The following is a 21,389-nucleotide window of genomic DNA, read 5'->3' on the forward strand; positions in this document are numbered from 1 at the left end:
TCCGGGGCAGGCGTTGACCGATTTCGTCCTGACCGTCACCTGCGTCTCGCGTCGCGGGATCGTGGCCGCTGTTGCGGGTTTCCTGGCCGAGAACGGCTGCAACATCACCGACTCGGCGCAGTTCGACGATCAGGCGAACGGCCGCTTCTTCATGCGCGTGAGCTTTCGCAGCGAGACCGGTGCCACCACCGTGCAACTGCGCGAGGCCTTCCCCGCCATCGCCGGTGCCTTCGACATGGATTGGGCGATCCACGAGGCCGCGCACCGGATGCGCGTGCTGCTGATGGTGTCGGGCTTCGGCCATTGCCTGAACGACATCCTCTATCGCTGGCGCATCGGCGCGCTGCCGATCGACATCGCGGGCGTCGTCTCGAACCACCTCACCTATCAGAAGCTGGTGGTGAACCACGACATTCCCTTCCACCACATCCGAGTCACGCCGCAGTCCAAGCCCGAGGCCGAGGCGCGGCTGATGGCGCTGATCGACGAGACGGAGACCGAGCTTGTGGTGCTGGCCCGCTACATGCAGGTTCTGTCGGAAGCCGTCTGCGCGCGGATGGAAGGCCGGGTCATCAACATCCACCATTCCTTCCTGCCCTCGTTCAAGGGCGCGAACCCCTACCGGCAGGCTTATGACCGGGGCGTCAAGCTGATCGGGGCGACGGCGCATTACGTCACGCCCGACCTCGATGAAGGCCCGATCATCGAACAGGACACGATTCGCGTCACCCATGCGCAAAGCCCCGAGGACTACGTGAGCCTTGGCCGCGATGTCGAGGCGCAGGTGCTGTCCCGCGCCATCCACGCGCATATCAACCACCGCGTCTTCCTGAACGGGAACCGGACGGTCGTGTTCCCGGCAAGTCCTGGTGGCTATGCCTCGGAACGGATGGGCTGATCGGGGTTCCAGCCGACCAGGAGGATGTCGGCCATCGTCTCCAGGGCCATGTTCAGCCGGGCGTTCTCTTCGAGATCGTCCTGGTTCGGCAGCCAGAAGTTCAACTGGTCGTCCACGCAAAGCCGCGCCAGCCCATAGGTGAAGGCACGCGCCACCAAGGATAACAGCAGCGGATCGATGTCATTGCGCAACTGCCCCTGATCGCGGGCGCGGCCAAGCATCGAGATGGTCAGCTGCTGCAACGCCTGGTGATAGCGCCGGATCTCGTCCTCGGCGATCACGCGGTTCAGCAGGGGAGAGTTCAGCAGGCGGAAGTCGTCCTTGTTCTCGGCCGCCCAGCCGACAAAGGCCCGGCCCAGTGCGATCAGCTGCTCGGCCGGGCTGTCGCTTGAAACGGCGCCCAGCTTGCGGGTGATGTGATCGAGCTGCCGCCGCAATGCGCTTTCCGCGATCGCCTTCAGCACCGCCTCGGTCGAGGGCAGAAGCGCGCGTGCGAGGTCCGGGTCCACGCCCGTTTCTGCCGCGAGGCTTTCGGGCTCGCAGCACGGCGGCTCGGCCGCGATCACCCTGCGCACAGCCGCGCGCATAAGAAGATCCATTGCCATTCTGGCCGGCATCTCGTCACCCGTTCATATCTACCAGAAGAATCGGGGTGCGTTTTCGTTCCCGAAAACGCACCCGGCGACTCAGCTGTCGGCGCGAGCCTGCCGCTTGCGTTCGTGCGGGTCCAGGTAGCGCTTGCGCAGGCGCACGATCTTGGGCGTCACCTCGACCAGCTCGTCGTCGTCGATATAGGCAATGGCCTCTTCCAGGCTCATCCGCACAGGGGGCGTCAGCCGCACCGCCTCGTCCGTGCCCGAGGCGCGGACGTTGGTCAGCTTCTTGCCCTTGAGCGGGTTCACCTCAAGGTCGTTATCGCGCGAGTGCTCGCCGATGATCATGCCCTGGTAGACCTGTTCCTGCGCGCCGATGAACAGCTTGCCGCGCTCTTCCAGGTTCCACAGCGCGTAGGCCACGGAAACCCCGTCCTCCATCGAGATCAGCACGCCCTGGCGGCGGCCCTGGATCGGGCCCTTGTAGGGGGCCCAGTCGTGGAAGATGCGGTTCAGCACGCCGTTGCCGCGCGTGTCGGTCATGAACTCGCCCTGGTAGCCGATCAGGCCGCGCGACGGGACGTGGGCGACGATCCGGGTCTTGCCGTGACCGGCCGGGCGCATCTCGACCAGGTCACCCTTGCGGTCGCCGGTAAGCTTCTCGATCACGACGCCGGTGTAGTCGTCATCCACATCGATGATGACTTCCTCGATGGGTTCCAGACGCTGGCCGTCCTCCTCGCGGAAGATCACGCGGGGGCGGCTGATGGACAGCTCGAAGCCCTCGCGGCGCATGTTCTCGATCAGGACGCCCATCTGCAGTTCGCCGCGGCCCGAAACGACGAAGGCCTCGCCGCTGGGGGTGTCCTCGACGCGGATGGCGACGTTGGTTTCCGCCTCGCGCATCAGCCGCTCGCGGATGACGCGGGACTGCACCTTGTTGCCGTCGCGGCCCGCCAGGGGCGAGTCGTTGATGCCGAAGGTCACGCTGATCGTCGGCGGGTCGATGGGCTTGGCCTGCAGGGGCGTTTCCACCTCGGGCGCGGCCAGCGTATCGGCAACGGTCGCCTTGGCCATGCCCGCGAGGGTCACGATGTCGCCGGCGACCGCCTCGTCGATGGCGGTCTGGGTCAGGCCGCGGAATGCCAGGATCTTCGAGACACGGAACTGCTCGATCCGGTCGCCCTCGCGCGACAGGGCCTTCAGCGTGTCGCCCGCGCGCGCGGTGCCCGCCTCGACCCGGCCGGTCAGCAGACGGCCCAGGAAGGGGTCGGCGCCAAGGGTCACGGCCAGCATCTGGAAGGGCTCGTCCTTGCGGGCCAGCTGCGCGGGCGAGGGGACGTGGCGCAGGATCAGGTCGAAGAGGGCGCTCATGTCCTTCTTCGGGCCGTCCATGGTCTCGTCCGCCCAGCCGTTCACGCCCGAGGCATAGACGTGGGGAAAGTCGAGTTGCTCGTCCGAGGCGCCGAGGTTCGCGAAAAGGTCGAAGACCTCGTTCAGCGTCTGGTCGGGCTCGGCGGCGGGCTTGTCGACCTTGTTCAGCACAACGATGGGACGCAGCCCCAGCGCCAAGGCTTTCGAGGTCACGAATTTCGTCTGCGGCATCGGCCCTTCGGCCGCGTCCACCAGCAGGCAGACGCCGTCCACCATGGACAGGATGCGCTCGACCTCGCCACCGAAATCGGCGTGGCCGGGCGTGTCCACGATGTTGATGCGGGTGCCCTTCCATTCGACCGAGGTGGCCTTGGCCAGGATGGTGATGCCGCGCTCACGCTCGATGTCGTTCGAATCCATGACCCGTTCGGCGACGGCCTGGTTTTCGCGGAAGCTGCCGGACTGCCTGAGAAGCTGGTCCACCAGCGTCGTCTTGCCGTGGTCGACGTGGGCGATGATGGCGATGTTGCGGATGTCCATGTCGGGAGGCCTGTGTTCGATTTTGGCGCCGACTAACCCAGCCAGCCCCCAAGCGCCACCCGCAAAACCGGCAAAGATGGAAACGGGCCGCACAGGGGCGGCCCGCCCGGTCATGCGGCGGTTCCTCAGCGGGGCCGCAGGGGCCGGTGGGTGAGCCCGCCCCAGATGCGGCCCTCGTCGCGGGCCCGGCCGCCCTTCTGCGCGCCGATGAAGGCCGCGGCCGCCGCGATCAGGGCCGAGGCCGCCAGCGCAAAGGCCGACAGGACGCCCGCACGGCGCGCGGTTTCCGCCGCCTCGATGGCCTGCTGCTTCAGCTGCTCGGCCTGGGCCGCTGCCTCGTCGCGCAGGCGCTGCGCCTCGGCGCGTGCCTCCTCCACCGCGCGCTCGGCGTCGGAACGCAACTGCTGGGCCGATGTCACGGCCTGGTCGATTCGGGCGGTGACCTCGGGCTGGCTCAGGTTGGTGCGCGCGGCGATGGCGCTTTCCAGATAGGCGCGGTCCTGGTCGGTGATCTCGCCCGTGCGGATGACATTGGCCAGGATGTTGCCGATCTCGCTCCGGATGTTCTCGTTCGAGAACTGGTCGGGCGCGGCGGCCTGGCTGCGCAGCAGGTTGTCGGTGACATAGTCGACGGGATTGGGCAGGCCGGACAGCAGGTCCCCACCGCCTTCTCCACCGGCGGCGCTCGCCGCGCCCGCCCCGGCGGCCGCACCGCCAAGTGCCTGCGCGGCGCCGCCGACCAACTGGCCCGCACCCTGCACCACGCCGCCCGCGACGGCGCCCGCGCCCTGCGCGACGCCGCCCACGGCGGAGCCTGCGGCCTCGACTGCGGTGGAGGCGGCCGAGCCCGCGGCGTTCAGCGTTCCGGACACGACGCTCGCCAGCATGATCGAGCCGATGATCGTGCCCACGCCCCAGACGGCAAGGCCATGGATGCCGTCGCGCGCGGCCGATTCCTCGGGCGAGGCGCCGTCCACGCGCCGCCGCATCCGTCCGGCGATGTAGCCGCCCGCCATGTAGGCCAGCACCATTGTCACGACGATGAACAACCCGGCCAGAATGACCGAGCCGAAGCCCAGCCCTTCACCGGGCTGCGCCGAGATCGAGCCAAGGCCGACCGCCGCCCCGAAGGCCGTAAAGACGGCCGACAGCGCCACGGCGATCACAGTGCCCGCCAGGATCGCGCCCCAATCGACATAGGATCTGTCAGAGGCGGCAGCGGGCGCGGCCGCCGACCGGATCCTCTGCTCGTCCCGGTCCATCACCGCAGGCCCAGAAGCGACAGGATGAACAGGACGACGACGACCAGGCCGACAAGATAGATGATCGAGTTCATGACGGCTTTCCTTTTCTCATGAGAGGCTTGCTTCGTCATGCCAACCGCGCGAGGCAGCGCAGGGTTCCGGCGGCAAGGATCGGAAAGGCGGTTCAAGGCCCCGGAAGCGGACCGGCACCACGCCACAGGCCGCCTGCGGTTGCCATTTCAAGCTGTCATTCAGGGGGAAGCTGGCGCACCCGACAGGATTCGAACCTGTGACCTCTGCCTTCGGAGGGCAGCACTCTATCCAGCTGAGCTACGGGTGCAGTGGGGTCCGTTTAGTGCAAGGCTGTCCCCCTCGCAAGCCCTGATGAAGGGCAGAGGAGCGCTTGCAATTCCCGCCGTTTGCCCCTATCTGGCGCGCACTTCACAGGCGAGGGCGGGCCTTGGACGGGAGAAATCCGTCCGGGTCCACCGGTTGGGGGCGCTGCCCCTGAGATCCCTTGCCCCAGGCGCAAACCGGAAAGGAATGGACATGGCGCTTCCTGAATACTCCATGCGTCAGCTCTTGGAAGCTGGCGTTCACTACGGTCACCAGACCCAGCGCTGGAACCCGCGGATGGCCGAATACATCTACGGCGACCGCAACGGCATCCACATCCTCGACCTGACGCAGACCGTTCCGCTGCTGGACCGCGCGCTGCAGGTGATCCGTGACACCGTCGCTAAGGGCGGCCGTGTGCTGTTCGTCGGCACCAAGCGCCAGGCGCAGCGCGCCGTGGCCGATGCGGCCGAGAAATCGGCGCAGTTCTACATGAACCACCGCTGGCTCGGCGGCACGCTGACCAACTGGAAGACCGTTTCGCAGTCGATCCAGCGCCTCAAGGCGATCGACGAGGCGATGGCGGCCGGTGCCGAGGGCCTGACCAAGAAAGAGCGTCTCGGGATGGAGCGCGAGCAGGCCAAGCTGCAGGCCAGCCTCGGCGGCATCCGCGACATGGGCGGCCTGCCGGACCTGCTGTTCGTGATCGACGTGAACAAGGAAGACCTGGCCGTCCAGGAAGCCAACAAGCTGGGCATCCCGGTGGTCGCCATCGTCGACACCAACTGCTCGCCCAAGGGCATCGACCACGTGATCCCGGGCAACGACGACGCGGCCCGCGCGATTGCGCTGTATTGCGACCTGGTCGCCCGCGCCGCGCTGGACGGCATGACCGCGCAGATGGGCGCCGCCGGCGTTGACCTGGGCGCGCTGACCGACGCCCCGGTCGAGGAACTCGACGGCATCGACGCGGAAGATCCCGCGGCCGAGCAGACCGCCGCCGACGCCTGATCGGCCTTCATCACCAGACCTTCATCAGGCGGGGATATGCCCCGCCTGACCTGTTCCAAGACAAGGGAGACAACCACATGGCTATCTCGGCCGCGATGGTGAAAGAGCTGCGCGAATCGACCGGCGCGGGCATGATGGACGCCAAGAAGGCGCTCGAGGAAACCTCGGGCGACATGGAAGCCGCCGTTGACTGGCTGCGCACCAAGGGCCTGGCGAAGGCCGCCAAGAAATCCGGCCGCATCGCCGCCGAAGGCCTGGTCGCGGTCGCCGTCGAGGGTGGCAAGGGCGTGGCCGTCGAGGTGAACTCGGAAACCGACTTCGTCGCCAAGAACGAAGCCTTCCAGGGCATGGTCCGCGACATCGCGCAGGTTGGCCTGACGGCTGACTCGACCGAAGCGCTGGCCGCGGTCCAGCTGAACGGCAAGCCCGTCAGCGAGGTCCTGACCGACGCCATCGCCAAGATCGGCGAGAACATGACCCTGCGCCGTCTGGTCACAGTCGAGGGCGAGAACGTGGTTTCCTACGTCCACAACGCCGCTGCCCCGAACATGGGCAAGATCGGCGTTCTGGTCGCGCTGAAGGGCGACGCCGCCAAGGCGCAGGAGATCGGCAAGCAGATCGCCATGCACATCGCCGCGACCTCGCCCGCCTCGCTGTCCGAGGCTGACCTGGACCCGGCGCTGGTCGAGCGCGAGAAGACCGTCCTGACCGAGCAGGCGCGCGAGTCGGGCAAGCCCGAGGCCGTCATCGAGAAGATGATCGTGGGCCGCATGTCCAAGTTCTTCGAGGAAGTGACCCTGCTGGGCCAGAAGTTCGTCATCAACCCCGATGTCACCGTGGCCCAGGCCGCGAAGGACGCGGGCGTCGAGGTGACCGCTTACGCCCGCGTCGCCGTGGGCGAGGGCATCGAGAAGAAAGAGGAAGACTTCGCCGCCGAGGTCGCCAAGACCCTCAAGGGCGCCTGAGTTTCCCTCAGCATGACAGAAAGGCCGGTCCTTCGGGGCCGGCCTTTTTCATTGGCGGGTTGCCCCGAACGACCCTGCGACCAAAGGCTGAGGCTTTTTCACGGCGATTGACAACGGGCGGTCCCGCCCCGACCCTGCAGCCTCATGCCATAGGAGGAGCAACGCATGACCTGGTCGAAACCCAAGGCGCGCGAAGTGAAGTGCGGGATGGAAATCAACATGTACGGTCCGGCCGAGGATGACCGCGACGCCCGCGACGTTCTCTGACGCGCCTTCGGAATGAAGCTCACGATACTTGGGGCAGCCGCCGGTGGGGGGCTGCCCCAATGGAATTGCGGCTGTGCGAATTGCAATGACGCGCGCGCGGGCCGCATCGCGCCGATGACGCAGTCCTCGGTCGCTGTCAGTTCGGGCGGGCAGGCCGTGGTCCTGAACGCCTCGCCCGACATCCGCGCGCAGCTTGAAACCTGTGGCCTGCATCCGCCCGCCTTGCGCGGCAGTCCGGTGAAGTCCGTGGTGCTGACGAACGGCGACGTCGATCACGTCGCGGGGCTGCTGAGCCTGCGCGAAAGCACGCCCTTCACGGTCCATGCCACGCCCACGACGCTGGAGATCCTGGACCAGCCCATCTTCCGCGTGCTGAACCCCGATCACGTCTGCAAGTCCCCGATCGCGCTGGCCGAGGCCTTCGAGCCGCTGCCGGGCCTGCGCGTCACCGCCTTTGCCGTCCCCGGAAAGGTCGCGCTGTATCTTGAGGAAGGCGCGCCCGACACCGCCCTGCTGGGCGAGCAGACGGTGGGCCTGATGCTCGAAGCTTTGGGCCGCCGCGTCTTTTATGTTCCCGGCTGCGCCCGGGTGACGGACGAGCTGCTGGCGCGGCTCAAGGGCGCCGACCTGCTGCTGTTCGACGGCACCGTCTGGGCCGATGATGACATGGCCCGCAGCGGGACGGGCGCCAAAACCGGGGCGCGCATGGGGCATCTGGCGATGTCCGGTCCCGAGGGCAGCATCGCGCGGCTGGCGGGCCTGACTGGCACTCGCCGCATCTTCGTCCATATCAACAATACCAACCCCGTGCTGCAACCCGGATCGCCCGAACGCGCCCAACTGGACGCGGCGGGCTGGGAACTCGCCTGTGACGGGATGGAGATCATCCTTTGAACGACGCCACGCCCGACCGCTCGGCCTTCGAGGCCCGCCTGCGCCGCATCGGCGCCGAGCGCTATCATGACAAGCACCCCTTTCATGCGCTGCTGCACGGCGGCGGCTGCACCATCGACCAGGTGCGGGCCTGGGTCATCAACCGCTATTACTATCAGTCCCGCATCCCCATGAAGGACGCGGCCTTCATGAGCCGCGTGGAGGACCCCCGGCTGCGGTGCGCCTGGCGGTCGCGGATCGAGGATCACGACGGCACCGCCGACCAGCCGGGCGGCATCTGGCGCTGGCTGCGGCTGGCCGAGGGGGTGGGGCTCGACCCCGATTACGTCGCCTCGACGCGCTGCGTCCTGCCCGCGACCCGCTTTGCCGTGGATGCCTATGTGCGCTATGTCCGCGAACAGCCGCTGCTGGCGGCAGTGGCCTCGTCGCTGACGGAACTTTTCGCGCCCGCGATCCACGAACAGCGCATCGCCGGGTTGCTGGCGCATTACGATTTCGCCAATCCGCAGACGATCAGCTATTTCCAGCACCGCCTGTCCGAGGCACCCAAGGACGTGGCCTTCGGCCTTGCCTGGGTGCTGGAGAACGCCCGCACCAGCGAGCAGCAGGACATGGCCGCTGCCGCGCTGACCTTCAAGACGGATGTGCTGTGGGCGCAGCTCGACGCGCTGCATTCGGCCTATGTGGCGCCGGGCCGCATCCCGCCGGGCGGCTGGCAGCCCGGCGAGGGGCTGCTGGAGGGCAGGGGATGACACCCGCCGACCGCCCCTTCCTGCCCCGGGGGGTGCGGTTGCACCACGATCGGGTGCGCGGCGTGCCGGTCCTCTTGGGCCCGGAAACCGCGCTGATCCTCGATCAGGTGGGGCAGGCGGTGCTGGGCGAGGTTGACGGAACGCGCGACATCGCCACAATCAGCGCGGCCCTTGCGGAACGCTATGCCGCGCCGGTCGAGATGATCGAGGCCGACGTGATCGAGTTCCTCGACGACATGGCCGCGCGCCGGCTGGTGGAGGCGACATGACCGTGGTGCATCCCACTCCCATCCCTGTTCAGCCGGTCAGGCCCCGGCCCGAGCCTCCGCTGGCGATGCTCGCCGAACTGACCCACCGCTGCCCGCTGGCCTGCCCCTATTGCTCGAACCCGCTGGAATTGACGCGGCGCGAAGGCGAGCTGACGACCGAGCAATGGGCCGAGGTCTTCCGGCAGGCCGCCGACCTCGGTGTGCTGCAACTGCATCTCTCGGGTGGAGAGCCGGCCTCACGTCCCGACCTCGTCCAGATCGTCGCGGCGGCGCGGCAGGCGGGACTTTACACGAACCTCATCACCTCGGGGATCGGGCTGACGGGCAGGCGGCTGGACGAACTGGATGCGGCCGGGCTCGACCACGTGCAACTGTCGGTGCAGGGGGTGAACGCCGGGATCGCGGATCATGTCGGCGGCTACAAGGGCGGCTTCGACCGCAAGATGATGGTTGCCGCCGAAATCGCCCGGATCGGCTTTCCGCTGACGATCAACGCGGTGATGCACCGCCACAACCTCGGCGACCTGGCCGCCACCATTGCGCTGGCGCACCAGCTCGGTGCCCGGCGGATCGAGATCGCCTGCGTGCAGTTCCAGGGCTGGGCTCTGCGGAACCGCGCCGCCCTGCAGCCCACGCGCGAGCAGGTCGAGGAAGCCAAGCGCACCGTCGCGCAGGCGCGGGTGGATTATGCCGGCAGGCTCGCCATCGACTTCGTGCCGCCGGATTACTTCGCCGACTTCCCCAAGGCCTGCATGAACGGCTGGGGCTCGACCGGGCTGAACATCGCCCCCGATGGCAAGGTGCTGCCCTGTCACGCGGCCGAGATCATTCCGGGGCTTCAGTTCCAGAACGTCCTGACGACTCCGCTGGCCGAGATCTGGAACGGTGGCCCGGCCTTCAATGCCTTCCGCGGCACCGACTGGATGCCCGAACTGTGCCAAGCCTGCGACCGGCGCGACATCGACTATGGCGGCTGCCGCTGTCAGGCGATGGCAATCGCCGGGGACGCACGGGCGACCGATCCGGTCTGCCGCCGCTCTCCCCACCGCGCGGCGCTGGATGCGCTGATCGCGGCGGAAACCAGCGTGGCGCCACCACCCTTCGAATATCGCCGGATGCCGCGCTAGCGCATCCGGCGGGTCGCAGCCAACAGATGGGCGTGGCCAAGGGTGAAAAGCCCGAAGGCCGCGAGCCATGACAGCCCTGCCACCATGACAAGGGCATCGTAAGCCATGAAATCCGCCGCCGCTCTCGCCACGGCGGCGAGGATGATGGCGACGAAGCTGAGGATCGCGAGCAGGTCGGCGTCGGTGTCCGCGCCCGTATGGCTGCGGCTGGCGCGGGTCATCACGGCCAGCATCTCGCCGCCGATCCCGCCGATGGCGAAGACATGCAGGGCTGCGGCATGGCTCATCCCGCCGAGGGCGGCAGCGGCAATGGCCGCGAAGCCGAGGGCGACCATCAGGTAGCCCCCGTGCAGCGCCAGCACCATCGGCTCGGCGACGCGCCAGCCCTGCCAGCGCGCCAGCCGCAGCAGGTTCAGCGCCGCCGCCGCAAGCCCGCCCAAGCCGACCGCCACGCTGTCGGGCCGGACCACCCACAGCGTCAGCACCGCCGAGGACAGCGCCACTGTCATTGCATCCAGGCGGCCTGCCTGGGTCGGCCGCGCCTTGCGCCGGTTCTTCGCCAGCCAGTTGCGGGTGAAGCTGGGCGTGATCCGCCCGCCGACGATCAGGATCAGGACCACAAACCCTGCGACAGCTGCGCGAGCGGCAAGCCTCGGGTCGCCTCCGCCAAGGACCGCTGCGTGAAAGCCGAAGTTGGTCAAGGCGATCAGCGCCATCAGCGCCACGACCTTGAGGTCACGCCATTTCCGGCCCGCGACGATCTGGGTCAGGAACACCGCTGCCATGACCGGCAGGAACAGCGCCTCGACGGCGAGCGCCAGCCATAATGCATCCAGCGGAACGGCCAGCATCAGCCGCCCGGCCAGCCACAGTGCGGCCAGTGCCGCCAGAGGCGCCCCGGACACCGGCATCCGCCCTGTCCAGTTCGGCACCGCCGTCATAAGGAACCCTGCCAGCCCGGCCGAGGCGAATCCGAACAGCATCTCGTGCATGTGCCAGTTCGCGGCGCCGTAGGCTCCGCCCGGCTGCGGTCCGCCTGACAGCGCCCAGATCCACAGCGCCATCGCCGCGACGGCCCATATCCCAGCGCCCAGGAAAAAGGGCCGGAAGCCGTAGGACAACAGCACCGGCCCGCCCTGCGCCAGCCCGCGAGGGATGCCGCCCGAAGGACGCCTGGGTGCGCTTGCCATTGCCGTCAACCTGCCCTGCAAAGACGCGAAAGCGACCCCGAAGGGCCGCTCCTGCATTCCACCGAAAGGGCTCAGCGCGTGACCTTGGCCAACTGCGCGTCCAGCCGCTCGCGGGCGCGCTTGGGCAGCTTGCCTTCGGTCAGCGCGTCATAGTTCGAAGCATCGCCGCCAGCCTGGATCAGCGCGACCATCCCCATGGGAGTGTGGGGCGTGCAGCGGACGCCATAAAGGCCGGGCTCGCTGACGGTCAGGACATATTCCTCGTTCACCTTGGATTTGAACTCCTCGACCCCCTCGGGCAGCATGCCCTTGATCGAGGCGACGTCATGGCTCTTGTCCGTGGGCACGAAGGTGATGGTGTCACCGACCTCGGCCTGCACGAAGGCGGGCTGGAAGACCATCGGACCGTCCTCGCCCTTGTTCAGCATCTCGACGCGGTGGTCGGCAGCCATGACCGGAGCGGCGAACAAAGCCAGCGCCAGCGCGACGGGAATGGAACGTTTCATTCGTCTTGTCTCCTTCATACGGGGAATCACCCGTTGCGAAGGACCATAGGCCTTTGAGGTCGGCCCTTGATTGCGCTGCCGCAAACTAGTCGTCGAATCCTGCAAGCTGCTTCAGCGCATCCAGGTCGGCGATCACGACCTTGCGCCGGCCGCGTCCCAGAACGCCCTGCGTTTCCCAGGCGGCCATGATGCGGGACACGGTGTGCAGGGTATTGCCGCTCATGTCGGCGATGTCCTGGCGGGTCAGGGGATAGGGCAGCTCGATCCCGCCGTCGGTGTCCAGGGCACTCTCGCCCGCCTCGGACCAGAGCCGCAGCAGCAGGTTCGCGACCCGGCGGGCGGCTTCCTCGGTCGTCATCTCGCGCAGGCGGACATGGGCCTCGTCCAGCTTGCGCCCGATCGCCTGCACGATCGACAGCGTGACCGAGGGGGCGGCTCCCAGGACGGCCTTCCAGCGGTTGCGCGGCCAGACCAGCGCCACGCTGTCCACGATGGCCTCGCAGCTGCCGGGATACTCGTCGCGCTGCAGCGCCGGGGCGAAGCCGAAGAACTCGCCTGGGTGAACTATGCGGACGATCAGCTTCTGGCCGTCGGCCGTGACCTGCGTGACCTTCAGCCAGCCCTGCTTGAGCAGGAAGAAGCGGTCGGCCGGGTCGCCCTGCAGGAACAGCAGATCGCCGGGCGCCAGCCGGACGGTGCTGGTGCCCGACAGGATCGTGCGGACCTCTTCGGGGCTGAGGCCCTCGAACGCGCCGAGGTCGCTGGTCTGGTCATTGGGCATGGAAGGGCCGCAGCCTCGCCGCTGGGAACTGACGCGCCCCTTTTAGCCCGCACGAAAAGGAAAAGTAACCGTGGCTCAGGCGCGCATCCGCGACACGTCCCAGGGCGGGTCCCAGGTCAGGTTGACCCGCGCGGTCCGAATGCCGGGCACCGAGAGCAGCGCGTGTTCGACGCCGGTGGACAGCAGCCCGGTCAAAGGACAGCCGCGCGTCGTGGTGGTCATCGTGACCTCGACCTCGGCTCCCCTGATTTGCGTGTCGTAGATCAGGCCCATCGCGGGCAGGCTGAGGCCGGTTTCAGGGTCCATGACGGATTCCAGCGCCACAGACACGGCGCGCCGCAGCGTTTCAGGCATTGGCCCCCCTCCGCACCAGCAGCCGATAACCGCTGGCATCGGCGGCGTGGTTGCCGACCCAGGCGTGACCGCGCGCCTTGAGCTGAGGCAGCAGGAACAGTGGCTCCCGGTCCAGAAGGGCGAAGACCACCTCGCCGGGCTGCGCCGCCTCAAGTGCGGCAAGGATCCGGGTCATCGGCTCGGGCGGCTCGAGCCCCGTCAGGTCCAGAAGCTGCGAGGGCGCCGGCCAGTCTGCCGCCTCGAGCGAACTGCCCGCCGACAGCGCGCCGGGGGGCGGGCTGAAATCGACCTGCCAGACGTCGCCGCCAAGCGGATGCTCGGCAAAGGAAAAGCCGCGCTGGCGCATGACGCCGATCAGCGGCACGGGCCGGAAGGGCGCGATCAGGCGCAGCGTCTGGTCGGGCCCGAGCGCGTCGGCGGCCTGCATGATGGCCGAGAAGGGCTCTTGCCCCGAGGCGAGCATCGCGCGCACGTCCAGGGTGACGATCGTGCTCATCTGGTCCTCCGGTCGGGTCATGGGGTGATCTGCAGGATGCGGGGCGGGATGGACAAGGGGTCGGGCGGCAGATGCGCCAGGCGCCGCACGGCCAGGGTTTCCCGCGCGATCACGCCCGCGCCTGCCAGCAGCAGGATCGTGGCGCCTTGAGCGGGTACGGAAAGGCCAAGCGCAAGCGAGGCGGCAAGGACCGCAGTTCCCATGGCCCAGAGGGAAAGCCCAAGCGCGATGCGACGGGCGTCGGTCAGGGCGGCCGTGGGCGGAACTGGGCCGAGGCCCATGCGGGGACCGAAAACCTCCATCCAGGTCAGGAAGCCGATGATCTTCGGAATGAAGGCCAGCGTCAGCCCCGACAGCCAGCCCAGCAGCAGAAGCGCGCCGCCCGCCACCGCCAGCGCCTGCGATCCGGCAAGCGCGGCCGCGACCAGCACCATCGCCGCAGGTCCGAGCGTGACCGCAGCCCACAGGCCGCCGCGCAGCGACACGTCGGGCTTCTTCAGCTTGCGCTGCCTGTTCATGCGCGCGCCCGTTCCAAGATACTGCCCCACCGCCGCGACGGCGGCGCCCAGCATGGGCCACGGCCCGACCGCAGGCAAGGCAAGGGCGGCCAGCGTTGCGATGGCTGCAAGCGCCCCCGGCGCCGCAAGGCTTCGGCGCGAGGGCTGAGGGGCAAGGCCGAACATGGCAAGGAACTGGAACGATACCGCCATTGCGCCAAGCGTGAACCACAACCCCAGCCCGAGAAAGCCGTGCAGCAGGCGCAGCGCAGGGCCGGGCGCCAGCGGGACGACTCCTGCGCGCGCCAGGGCGAAGGCCACGCCTAGCGCCACCGCCGCGGCCATGCCTGCCAGAGACAGCGCCAGTAGGCGGGACAGCGGCAGGCGGGCAAGCGCATGGGCCACGCAGGGCGCCAGCATCGCCAGCGCCATGGCCGCCGCCATTGCCAGCAGCACCGCAGCCAGCGTGAAGGGGCCGGGCTGGGCCTTCCAGAAGCCCAGCGCCAGCGACAGGGCGCCGCCGCTCCAAAAGCCCAGTGCCAAGGGCGACAGCCAGTCCAGCGCCAAGGGGACTGCGGTCAGCACCGGCACGAACTGCAGCGAGGCGCCGATCATCAGCGTCCCGATCCACCCCACGGCCAGCAGATGCAGGATGGCGCGGCTCTCGCCGGCTTCCCAGGCGGCGAAGGGGGCGCCGTGGCCCGTGGCCATCAGGGCAAGCGCCAGGAACAGCATTCCGAGACCCGCTGCGAACCAGGCGGGCGTCCAGCGGGCCATGTGGATCTCGCCCGACATGGTGGCCTCAGCCGAACAGGCTCTCGCGGCCCTGCGCGTCCAGCGCGCGGACCTGGATGCCAGGCAGGGTGCCGACGGCCTTACCGATCACGGGTGCCGGGGCGAGGGCCAGACCCGTGGACAGGGCATCGGCCAGCCCCGCCTGAGACGCGATCACGGCGACCCGCCGCCACTCGGCCCGAGGGGCGCCCGAGGCGGGATCGATGAGGTGGGGCAAGTGGCCTTCGGCGTCGAAGGTGAAGCCCGAGGGCTCGGTCACGGCCAGCGCGCGGTCGGCAAGCTCGACCTCTCCGCCGCCCGACAGGCCGACCCGCCAGGGGGCTGCGGCGCTGCGGCCGCCTATGGCGCTGATCTCGCCCATGTTCACCAGCGTGTTCACCGCGCCTTCCGCCCGCAGCATCGCGGCAATGCGGTCGGAAATGTAGCCCTGCGCGATGCCGTTCAGCGTCAGTTCCATCCCGCGCGGCAAAACGACGCGGTCGCCGCCCATGGTGATGCGATGGAAGCCGACCAGGCTGCGTGCGCGAGTCAGGGCCGCTGCATCCGCGCCCGTCGCGTAAGCGCGCCACAGCGGCTGGATGGTCGGATCGAAGCGCCCGCCCGTCGCCTCATGCGCGGTTTGCGCCAGCCGCAGCGCCTCGACCAGTTCGGGCGAGGGGGCAGCCAGCGCGCCTGTCCGGTTCAGTTGCGACAGCTCGGACTCGGCGCGGTAAAGCGTGAAGATGCCTTCCAGCCGCCGCAGCTCGGCTTCCACCCGTCGCAGGATGGCGGCGGCGCGGGCAGGATCGGGATGGCTCAGGATCAGCGTGGCCTCGGCCCCCATCGCCTGACCGCGCCATGTGACAGGCTGCGGCGCGGCGAGGACAGGGCGCCCGGCCAGCGCCACGCCCATGGCGGCGGCGATGGTGATGAACCGGCGGCGGTCAATGCGCGGCATGGGCCTGCTCCTCGGGATCGTCCATCGGCGCGTCGCCGTTCTCGTCGCCGCCGCCCAGAACCTGCTCGGGCGTCAGCTCGGCATAGGCTAGGACCGTGCCGCCCTGCTCGGCGGCAAAGGCCTCGGCGGCCTCGCGGGTGGAAAAGGGCACGATCTCGGACCCGCCCATGCCGCCCCGCGCCTCCGATCCCTCGACATAGAAGGCCTGCCGCGCCTCGACCCAGTTGTCGGCGCCCGGCTCGGCCCAGCTTGCCGCGCGGCCCATGTCCGAGACATAGACGGCGGCATAGTCCTTGGGCTCGTCCGGCATCATGGTGAAGGCCAGCGTGTCGCGGGCCGAGGAGAACCAGAAGGGATCGTGCCCCTCGGCCAGGATCACCTGCCCCTTGGGGCCCTCGTGCTCGGACAGGTTCATGCCGCAGTAGCGGCCGACCGCGTCCGCCGTCAGCGTCACCGGCGGGGCCGAGGCCACGGTCTCCTCGCGGCAGCCAGCCAGCGAGAGGGCCAGAAGCGCGGCAAGGGCAAGGCGTTTCATCAGAGGTTCCTTCGCGAAAAGACGGCCATCGCAAGGCCAAGCGGCAGGGCGCACCACAGCACCAGCGCGCCGACCAGGATGCCGGGGGTCAGGGCCGAGTTGTCGAAGACCCCGCCCATGCCCGACAGCATCGCCGACGAGCCCTCGCCCAAGGTCAGCAGCCGGTAGGCGTCGGTCGGGTTCAGCACCAGTGCCAGGTCCATGGTCCAGCCGGGGATCGCATGGCCCCCTTGGGCCACCAGCACCGCCAGCAGCGCCATGTCGTAGATCGCCACGAACAGCAGCCACAGGCCGATGGAAATGCCGGCGGCGGTCGAGCTTTCCTGAACCGAGGCCGAGGCCAGCAGCCCAAGCGACAGGAACACCGCGCCCAGCAGGATCGAGGCCCCGGTCATGGCGCCGAAGGCCTGCCAGCCCTCGGTCCCGTGCTGCCAGACGACGAAGCCGGCGGCGAAGGTGAAGCCGATGACCGTGGCGAAAGCCATGATGCCAAGCTGGCCCAGGAACTTGCCCGCGATCACCTGCCAGCGCGACAGCGGGTGGCTGAGCAGCAGCAGCAGCGTGCCGCCCTCGGCCTCACGCGTGATGGCGTTGTGCGAGATCAGCAGCGCGATCAGCGGCACAAGGAAGATGGTCAGGCTGGCAAGCCCCACGACGACAACGTCAAGCGCCCCCGTCGAGGTCGAGCCGGTCGGCGCCGATCCCAGCGCCGCGATGGCTGAGGCCAGCGCCGCCAGCAGGACGGTGGTGGACACGACCCACCGATTGCGGAGGCCTTCGGCGAGTTCGCGTCGGGCGATGGTCAGGACGGGCGAGGTCGGCATGGTAGGGCGGCGTGTCGCAGCGGGCAGGGCGAAGGATGTGGTCTCGGTGGTCATGCGGCCTCCCGGCGCAGGAAATGCGCGTAGATGTCGTCGAGGCTGGGGTCTTCCAGCGTGATGTCGCGCGCGCCTGCGTCAAGCGCGGCGCGCAGGGCGGCGGATTTCTCGGACTCGGACAGTTCGACTTGCCAGTGATCGCCGATGCGGGTGCCCGCTCGCGGCGCGGCCTCGCTGCGGAAACGCAGGACCGAGGGCAACCCGGCCAGCCGGCGCAACTCCTCCATCGTGCCGTCGGCGATCAGGCGGCCGCGGTTCATCACGAGGACGCGACCCGCCTCACCTTCCAGTTCGGTCAGCGCGTGCGAGGACAGAAGGACCGTCGCGCCCTCGCGGGCGAGGTCGGCGACGATCCCGTAAAGCTCGCGCCTGAGCGCGGGGTCGAGGCCCGAGGTCGGCTCGTCCAGCAAAAGCAGGCGCGGCTGGCCCAGGATAGCCTGTGCGAGGCCCAGCCGCTGCCGCATCCCCTTGGAATAGCCGCGCACCGGCCGGTCGGCGGCATCGGCCAGCCCCACGCGGGCAAACAGCGCGTCATGGCCCTGCGCGGGCAGGCCCTTGAGGCGGGCATAGAAAGCCAGCGTCTCGCGGGCGGTGAAGCTGGGATGGAACTGGACGCTTTCGGGCAGGTAGCCCAAGGCCTGCCGGGCATGGCGGCCCTGCGCGGGATCGGCGCCCAGCACCTGCAGCAGCCCTCCGTCGGGGCGGACAAGGCCCAACATCATCTTGATCTGCGTGGTTTTTCCCGCGCCATTATGGCCGACCAGCGCCACCACCTCGCCCGGCGACAGCCGGTAGCTGAGATCGTGGACCACCTCGCGCCCGCCATAGGACTTGCGGACGCCGTCGAGGATCACGGTTGCATCGCTCATGGCAGCGGCCTTTCGGAGTTGGGGAACATCAGGGGCGCGCTGTCGGTGACACCCCCCGGCAGCACGGCGGGAAAGCGGCTTTGCGCGAAGCGGATGATCTGCACGGCGGGGCTGGTCAGCAGCATCCGCGCCTGCGGGGCCGTCCACATCACCTTGTCCACCATGTCGTTCGGGCGGTAGACCGAATCCGCCAGCCCGTCGCCGTCCAGGTCGAAGGCCGCATTGTCGGACCAGTAGTTGCCCACGCCATCCTCGGACCATTCGAGGGTCCGGGTGCCCACGTATTTCACCTGCACCCGGTTGTTCACGAAGTCATTGCGCGAGACCTTGTTGCCCTCGGCCCCGGCAGTGAAGTGGATGCCGGTGCCGCAACCCTGAAAGCGGTTGCCGGTGAACCTGTTCTTGTTGGCGTTGTAGATGAAGACGCATTTCTGCGGCGCGACATGGTCGCTGCCGGGTTCCGCGGCGGGCACGCCTTCCTCGCTCGACTGTCCCATGTCGCGCCACCGGTCGGGCGAGGCGGGATGGCCGATCACCGTGTTGCCGGTCAGGACCGAGCGGTTGGCCGAGTTGAACAGGAAGCCGTAATCGCGGTCGTTCTCGCTGCGGTTGCCGGTCACGCGCAGCCGGTCCGAGAACATGATCGCGTAGCCCATGCTGTTGTCGCGCGAGTCGTTGTCGATCACCTCGCTGTCCGAGGTGTTCATGTAGTGGATGGCGAAGCGGGTGTTCCGCATCCGGTTGGCACGGAAGACGTTCTTCTTGGACACCGTGACGAAGATGCCGTCGCGCCCCTGGGTGATGTCGTTTTCCTCGATCACCGCGCCGGGGGCGTTCCAGACGGTGACGCCATTGCCAAGCTCGGCCTGCCGCCCCAACCGCCCCACGATGGTGTTGCGCGCGACCAGCGAGTCCTTTGCGCCCTGCACGCGGATGCCATGCAGGTTGTCGGTCAGGCGGTTGCCCTCGACCCGCGCCCGCGTGGCCTTCTTCGTCAGGAAGACGCCGGAATCCATCCGGTCGAGGTCGGCGCCGGAACGGGTGATCTCCAGCCCCGTGACGGTGCTGTCGGGGGCATCGACCTCGATGACATGGCCTGCATGGCCACCATCCACCACCGCGCCGGGCTCTCCCTTCAGGACCAGCGGCTTGTCGAGAACGAGGGGGCCGGACCACCGGCCCTCTCGCAGGATGATTTCGTCGCCCGCCGCCGCCCCGGCCAGCGCGTCCGCCAGTTCGGCGTCCGAGCCGGGCCGCCAGGTGGCGGCTGCCAGCGGGGCGGCCCAGAGGACCGCGGCCGTCAGCATCAGGGCAAGGGGGGACAAGCGGGTCATGCCGAGGCAGGCTCCACCAGCATGCGGCCCTTCATCTCCATGTGCATCGCATGGCAGAACCACGAGCAGTAGTACCAGTAGACGCCGGGCCGGTCGGCCTTGAACGTCACCGAGGCCGTGGCCTGCGGCGCCACCTCGAAGTTGATGCCGTAGTTCACGATCGAGAAGCCGTGGGTGAGGTCCTCGATCTCGTCGATGTTGGTGATGTAGACCGTCACCTCGTCGCCCTGCCGGACGTTGAAGCTGTCCAGCCCGAAGGCCGGCGCGGACGAGGTCATGTAGACGCGGACCTTGCTCGGGTCGGCCGCGTCGCGGATCACCTCGCTGTCCATGGTCAGGTCGATGCCATCCGCCTCGGCCTGCTTTACCGCATCCGCGAAGAAGGGGTCGTTGCGGTCCCAGACATGGACGGGGTTGATCTTCGACGCATGGACGATGGTCGCGTCATGGGGTTCGGCAAAGGTCGGGTTGTCGTGGACGATCCGCATCTCGTCGCCCGAGATGTCGATCAGCTGGTCGCATTCCGGCTTCAGCGGGCCCACGTTCAGGAAGCGGTCCTTCGAGAACTTGTTGAGCGAAATGAGCCACTTGCCATCCGCCTCCTTGGTCTGGCCCATCGAGGTGTGGTTGTGGCCCGGCTGGTAGTGAACGTCCAGCTTCTGCCGGATGGGGTCCACCTGCTCGCCGTTGTAGGCGCGGATCGCGTCCTCGATGTTCCACTTGCAGACCTGGCTGTCGATGAACAGCGTGGTATAGGCGTTGCCGCGCCCGTCATAGGCGGTGTGCAGCGGGCCGAGGCCCAGTTCGGGTTCCGCCACCACGCAGTCGCGCCCGCTGATCTTGCCCGCGAACAGGTCGTCGAAGCGGCGCACGTCGAAGACGGTCACGGTCGGGGCCAGCTTGCCGTTTGCCACGATGTGGATGCCGTCGGGCGCCGTGTTGATCCCGTGCGGCCCGTTCGAGACGGGGATGTAGCGGGTCAGCTTGTTGTTCTCGCCCCGCCCGTCCAGCACGCGCACGCCGTTCAGCATCTGGCCTTCGCCCGCAGCCACCGCATCTTCGATGGCCTTGAGGTTGAAGATGGTCAGCCAGTCCTGCTCCTTTTCCATCATCTCGGGCAGGGTCACGCCCTTCTCCGAGTTGTAGCAGGTCGCGAAGGCGTACTTGCCCTGATAGTCGGCGTCCACGTTGTCGAGGTTGCCGTCCACGATGATTTGCCAGGCGACCTCCATCGTGTCGCCGTCGATGGCCGAGAAGATCGAATAGTACTGCGACGGATCGTCCAGCACCGAGCCGTCGTTCTGCAGCGGCACCCCGTCCTCGCCATTGGCGAAGACATAGCCGGTGCGCGGGTATTTCTGCACGCGCAGCCCGTGGACCGTGTGCTGGTTCGGCAACTGGATGATCTTGTCGGTCTTCATCACGTCCAGCCGGATGCGGGCGACGCGGGTGTTGGCCTTGTCGTTGATGAAGAGATAGCGCCCGTCATAGGTCCCGTCGGTGAAGGACGGATGCGGGTGGTGGGCGTCGCCGTTCAGGTAGATGCCGCCCTTGTCCTCGAGATAGGCGCGGGTTTCGGGCGTCAGGCCGTCGGTCAGGATCTTGCGCGACTCGTTGGTCTGGCCCCAGCCGGTGGCGCTTTCGCGGTTGAAGACGGGGATGCGGATCAGTTCGCGCATCGAGGGCGCGCCGACGACGCGGACCTCGCCCGAATGGCCGCCGGACAGGAAGACGTAGTATTCGTCAAGCTCGCCCGGGCCCACGTGATAGGGCTGGCCGCCGGCCTCGCCCTGCGCGGCGGCCTGGGTGGCGATGCCGCCCGCGACAAGCCCCGCACCTGCGCCCAGCAGGGCGCGCGGCGCCACGGTGCCCGCGCCTGCGGCCAGCGCCATCGTGCTGCCCAGCAGTTGGCGGCGGTTCAGCCCCGTTCTGGTTTCTTCGGTCATC

The 21,389-nt window shown here is 68.4% G+C and carries 23 protein-coding genes and 1 tRNA gene; 8 read left to right on the plus strand and 16 right to left on the minus strand.

What is annotated here, in order from left to right; all coding sequences use genetic code 11:
• The first annotated feature begins 13 nt into the window (after positions 1-13).
• Complete coding sequence (gene purU / locus BLQ03_RS04005) at positions 14-898, plus strand: formyltetrahydrofolate deformylase (RefSeq protein WP_090753211.1); 885 nt, start codon at positions 14-16, stop codon at positions 896-898.
• Here the strand turns inward: purU and BLQ03_RS04010 are convergent.
• The 4 genes from BLQ03_RS04010 to BLQ03_RS04025 form a co-directional block, all read right to left on the minus strand.
• Positions 874-1,485, minus strand: coding sequence for a TetR-like C-terminal domain-containing protein (locus BLQ03_RS04010; RefSeq protein WP_090753214.1), 612 nt, complete (start codon positions 1,483-1,485; stop codon positions 874-876). The two genes, purU and BLQ03_RS04010, sit on opposite strands and share 25 nt — an antisense overlap.
• A 99-nt stretch (positions 1,486-1,584) precedes the next feature.
• Complete coding sequence (gene typA / locus BLQ03_RS04015) at positions 1,585-3,405, minus strand: translational GTPase TypA (protein ID WP_090753216.1); 1,821 nt, start codon at positions 3,403-3,405, stop codon at positions 1,585-1,587.
• Between the two features lie 125 nt (positions 3,406-3,530).
• A complete protein-coding gene (locus BLQ03_RS04020) occupies positions 3,531-4,667 on the minus strand; it encodes a F0F1 ATP synthase subunit B (RefSeq protein WP_090753219.1) in 1,137 nt (378 codons plus the stop codon).
• Between the two features lie 245 nt (positions 4,668-4,912).
• Positions 4,913-4,989 (minus strand) — tRNA-Arg (locus BLQ03_RS04025).
• Between the two features lie 209 nt (positions 4,990-5,198).
• Between BLQ03_RS04025 and rpsB the strand changes: the two genes are divergently transcribed.
• From rpsB to pqqE, 7 genes are all read left to right on the plus strand, one after another.
• The gene (rpsB, locus tag BLQ03_RS04030; protein ID WP_175558767.1) at positions 5,199-5,996 is read left to right on the plus strand and encodes a 30S ribosomal protein S2; all 798 of its coding nucleotides are present in this window, start codon (positions 5,199-5,201) and stop codon (positions 5,994-5,996) included.
• Between the two features lie 77 nt (positions 5,997-6,073).
• Positions 6,074-6,961 (plus strand): translation elongation factor Ts, encoded by an 888-nt coding sequence (gene tsf / locus BLQ03_RS04035; RefSeq protein ID WP_090753224.1) that lies wholly within the window; start codon positions 6,074-6,076, stop codon positions 6,959-6,961.
• A gap of 165 nt (positions 6,962-7,126) precedes the next feature.
• Positions 7,127-7,228 (plus strand): pyrroloquinoline quinone precursor peptide PqqA, encoded by a 102-nt coding sequence (pqqA, locus tag BLQ03_RS04040; protein WP_090753227.1) that lies wholly within the window; start codon positions 7,127-7,129, stop codon positions 7,226-7,228.
• Between the two features lie 12 nt (positions 7,229-7,240).
• The gene (gene pqqB, locus BLQ03_RS04045; protein WP_090753228.1) at positions 7,241-8,122 is read left to right on the plus strand and encodes a pyrroloquinoline quinone biosynthesis protein PqqB; all 882 of its coding nucleotides are present in this window, start codon (positions 7,241-7,243) and stop codon (positions 8,120-8,122) included.
• The gene (gene pqqC / locus BLQ03_RS04050; RefSeq protein WP_090753230.1) at positions 8,119-8,874 is read left to right on the plus strand and encodes a pyrroloquinoline-quinone synthase PqqC; all 756 of its coding nucleotides are present in this window, start codon (positions 8,119-8,121) and stop codon (positions 8,872-8,874) included. The genes pqqB and pqqC overlap by 4 nt, the downstream gene beginning before the upstream one ends.
• Positions 8,871-9,143 (plus strand): pyrroloquinoline quinone biosynthesis peptide chaperone PqqD, encoded by a 273-nt coding sequence (gene pqqD / locus BLQ03_RS04055; protein WP_090753232.1) that lies wholly within the window; start codon positions 8,871-8,873, stop codon positions 9,141-9,143. Before pqqC ends, pqqD begins: the two co-directional genes overlap by 4 nt.
• Positions 9,140-10,270, plus strand: coding sequence for a pyrroloquinoline quinone biosynthesis protein PqqE (gene pqqE, locus BLQ03_RS04060; protein WP_090753234.1), 1,131 nt, complete (start codon positions 9,140-9,142; stop codon positions 10,268-10,270). Before pqqD ends, pqqE begins: the two co-directional genes overlap by 4 nt.
• Here the strand turns inward: pqqE and BLQ03_RS04065 are convergent.
• The 12 genes from BLQ03_RS04065 to nosZ form a co-directional block, all read right to left on the minus strand.
• Positions 10,267-11,460 (minus strand): NnrS family protein, encoded by a 1,194-nt coding sequence (locus BLQ03_RS04065; protein WP_090753236.1) that lies wholly within the window; start codon positions 11,458-11,460, stop codon positions 10,267-10,269. The genes pqqE and BLQ03_RS04065 overlap by 4 nt on opposite strands.
• Positions 11,461-11,531: 71 nt before the next feature.
• Positions 11,532-11,966 (minus strand): pseudoazurin, encoded by a 435-nt coding sequence (locus BLQ03_RS04070; RefSeq protein ID WP_090753238.1) that lies wholly within the window; start codon positions 11,964-11,966, stop codon positions 11,532-11,534.
• Positions 11,967-12,051: 85 nt separating this feature from the next.
• Positions 12,052-12,747 carry a Crp/Fnr family transcriptional regulator gene (locus tag BLQ03_RS04075; RefSeq protein ID WP_090753240.1) on the minus strand — a complete coding sequence of 232 codons (696 nt, stop codon included), beginning with the start codon at positions 12,745-12,747 and terminating at the stop codon, positions 12,052-12,054.
• A gap of 75 nt (positions 12,748-12,822) precedes the next feature.
• A complete protein-coding gene (locus tag BLQ03_RS04080; protein WP_090753242.1) occupies positions 12,823-13,101 on the minus strand; it encodes a metal-sulfur cluster assembly factor in 279 nt (92 codons plus the stop codon).
• Entirely contained in the window at positions 13,094-13,597 is a 504-nt protein-coding gene (locus BLQ03_RS04085) for a DUF2249 domain-containing protein (RefSeq protein WP_090753244.1), read from the minus strand. The genes BLQ03_RS04080 and BLQ03_RS04085 overlap by 8 nt, the downstream gene beginning before the upstream one ends.
• Positions 13,598-13,614: 17 nt before the next feature.
• Positions 13,615-14,889, minus strand: a complete 1,275-nt coding sequence (locus BLQ03_RS04090) for a hypothetical protein (RefSeq protein ID WP_090753246.1) — start codon at positions 14,887-14,889, stop codon at positions 13,615-13,617.
• A gap of 7 nt (positions 14,890-14,896) precedes the next feature.
• Positions 14,897-15,826: an FAD:protein FMN transferase gene (locus tag BLQ03_RS04095; protein ID WP_090753248.1), complete on the minus strand. Its 930-nt coding sequence runs from the start codon at positions 15,824-15,826 to the stop codon at positions 14,897-14,899.
• Positions 15,813-16,361: a nitrous oxide reductase accessory protein NosL gene (locus tag BLQ03_RS04100; protein ID WP_090753250.1), complete on the minus strand. Its 549-nt coding sequence runs from the start codon at positions 16,359-16,361 to the stop codon at positions 15,813-15,815. The genes BLQ03_RS04095 and BLQ03_RS04100 overlap by 14 nt, the downstream gene beginning before the upstream one ends.
• Positions 16,361-17,239, minus strand: coding sequence for an ABC transporter permease (locus BLQ03_RS04105; protein WP_245688675.1), 879 nt, complete (start codon positions 17,237-17,239; stop codon positions 16,361-16,363). Before BLQ03_RS04105 ends, BLQ03_RS04100 begins: the two co-directional genes overlap by 1 nt.
• On the minus strand, positions 17,236-18,108 hold the full coding sequence (locus tag BLQ03_RS04110; RefSeq protein ID WP_090753252.1) for an ABC transporter ATP-binding protein: 873 nt from the start codon (positions 18,106-18,108) through the stop codon (positions 17,236-17,238). The genes BLQ03_RS04105 and BLQ03_RS04110 overlap by 4 nt, the downstream gene beginning before the upstream one ends.
• Positions 18,105-19,442 (minus strand): nitrous oxide reductase family maturation protein NosD, encoded by a 1,338-nt coding sequence (locus BLQ03_RS04115; RefSeq protein ID WP_090753255.1) that lies wholly within the window; start codon positions 19,440-19,442, stop codon positions 18,105-18,107. The genes BLQ03_RS04110 and BLQ03_RS04115 overlap by 4 nt, the downstream gene beginning before the upstream one ends.
• Positions 19,439-21,388: a TAT-dependent nitrous-oxide reductase gene (gene nosZ, locus BLQ03_RS04120; RefSeq protein ID WP_090753257.1), complete on the minus strand. Its 1,950-nt coding sequence runs from the start codon at positions 21,386-21,388 to the stop codon at positions 19,439-19,441. Before nosZ ends, BLQ03_RS04115 begins: the two co-directional genes overlap by 4 nt.
• Between the last annotated feature and the right edge of the window lies 1 nt (position 21,389).

The organism is Paracoccus chinensis (genome assembly GCF_900102885.1).
Classification (GTDB): domain Bacteria; phylum Pseudomonadota; class Alphaproteobacteria; order Rhodobacterales; family Rhodobacteraceae; genus Paracoccus; species Paracoccus chinensis.

What these genes read in the sequence shown, in the direction of transcription:
- BLQ03_RS04010 (WP_090753214.1), bottom strand. Translation starts at nt 1,485, where the DNA reads ATGCGCGCGGCTGTGCGCAGGGTGATCGCGGCCGAGCCGCCGTGCTGC.
- typA (WP_090753216.1), bottom strand. Translation starts at nt 3,405, where the DNA reads ATGGACATCCGCAACATCGCCATCATCGCCCACGTCGACCACGGCAAG.
- BLQ03_RS04020 (WP_090753219.1), bottom strand. Translation starts at nt 4,667, where the DNA reads ATGGACCGGGACGAGCAGAGGATCCGGTCGGCGGCCGCGCCCGCTGCC.
- rpsB (WP_175558767.1), top strand. Translation starts at nt 5,199, where the DNA reads ATGGCGCTTCCTGAATACTCCATGCGTCAGCTCTTGGAAGCTGGCGTT.
- tsf (WP_090753224.1), top strand. Translation starts at nt 6,074, where the DNA reads ATGGCTATCTCGGCCGCGATGGTGAAAGAGCTGCGCGAATCGACCGGC.
- pqqA (WP_090753227.1), top strand. Translation starts at nt 7,127, where the DNA reads ATGACCTGGTCGAAACCCAAGGCGCGCGAAGTGAAGTGCGGGATGGAA.
- pqqB (WP_090753228.1), top strand. Translation starts at nt 7,241, where the DNA reads ATGAAGCTCACGATACTTGGGGCAGCCGCCGGTGGGGGGCTGCCCCAA.
- pqqD (WP_090753232.1), top strand. Translation starts at nt 8,871, where the DNA reads ATGACACCCGCCGACCGCCCCTTCCTGCCCCGGGGGGTGCGGTTGCAC.
- pqqE (WP_090753234.1), top strand. Translation starts at nt 9,140, where the DNA reads ATGACCGTGGTGCATCCCACTCCCATCCCTGTTCAGCCGGTCAGGCCC.
- BLQ03_RS04065 (WP_090753236.1), bottom strand. Translation starts at nt 11,460, where the DNA reads ATGGCAAGCGCACCCAGGCGTCCTTCGGGCGGCATCCCTCGCGGGCTG.
- BLQ03_RS04070 (WP_090753238.1), bottom strand. Translation starts at nt 11,966, where the DNA reads ATGAAACGTTCCATTCCCGTCGCGCTGGCGCTGGCTTTGTTCGCCGCT.
- BLQ03_RS04075 (WP_090753240.1), bottom strand. Translation starts at nt 12,747, where the DNA reads ATGCCCAATGACCAGACCAGCGACCTCGGCGCGTTCGAGGGCCTCAGC.
- BLQ03_RS04080 (WP_090753242.1), bottom strand. Translation starts at nt 13,101, where the DNA reads ATGCCTGAAACGCTGCGGCGCGCCGTGTCTGTGGCGCTGGAATCCGTC.
- BLQ03_RS04085 (WP_090753244.1), bottom strand. Translation starts at nt 13,597, where the DNA reads ATGAGCACGATCGTCACCCTGGACGTGCGCGCGATGCTCGCCTCGGGG.
- BLQ03_RS04090 (WP_090753246.1), bottom strand. Translation starts at nt 14,889, where the DNA reads ATGTCGGGCGAGATCCACATGGCCCGCTGGACGCCCGCCTGGTTCGCA.
- BLQ03_RS04095 (WP_090753248.1), bottom strand. Translation starts at nt 15,826, where the DNA reads ATGCCGCGCATTGACCGCCGCCGGTTCATCACCATCGCCGCCGCCATG.
- BLQ03_RS04100 (WP_090753250.1), bottom strand. Translation starts at nt 16,361, where the DNA reads ATGAAACGCCTTGCCCTTGCCGCGCTTCTGGCCCTCTCGCTGGCTGGC.
- BLQ03_RS04105 (WP_245688675.1), bottom strand. Translation starts at nt 17,239, where the DNA reads ATGACCACCGAGACCACATCCTTCGCCCTGCCCGCTGCGACACGCCGC.
- BLQ03_RS04110 (WP_090753252.1), bottom strand. Translation starts at nt 18,108, where the DNA reads ATGAGCGATGCAACCGTGATCCTCGACGGCGTCCGCAAGTCCTATGGC.
- BLQ03_RS04115 (WP_090753255.1), bottom strand. Translation starts at nt 19,442, where the DNA reads ATGACCCGCTTGTCCCCCCTTGCCCTGATGCTGACGGCCGCGGTCCTC.
- nosZ (WP_090753257.1), bottom strand. Translation starts at nt 21,388, where the DNA reads ATGACCGAAGAAACCAGAACGGGGCTGAACCGCCGCCAACTGCTGGGC.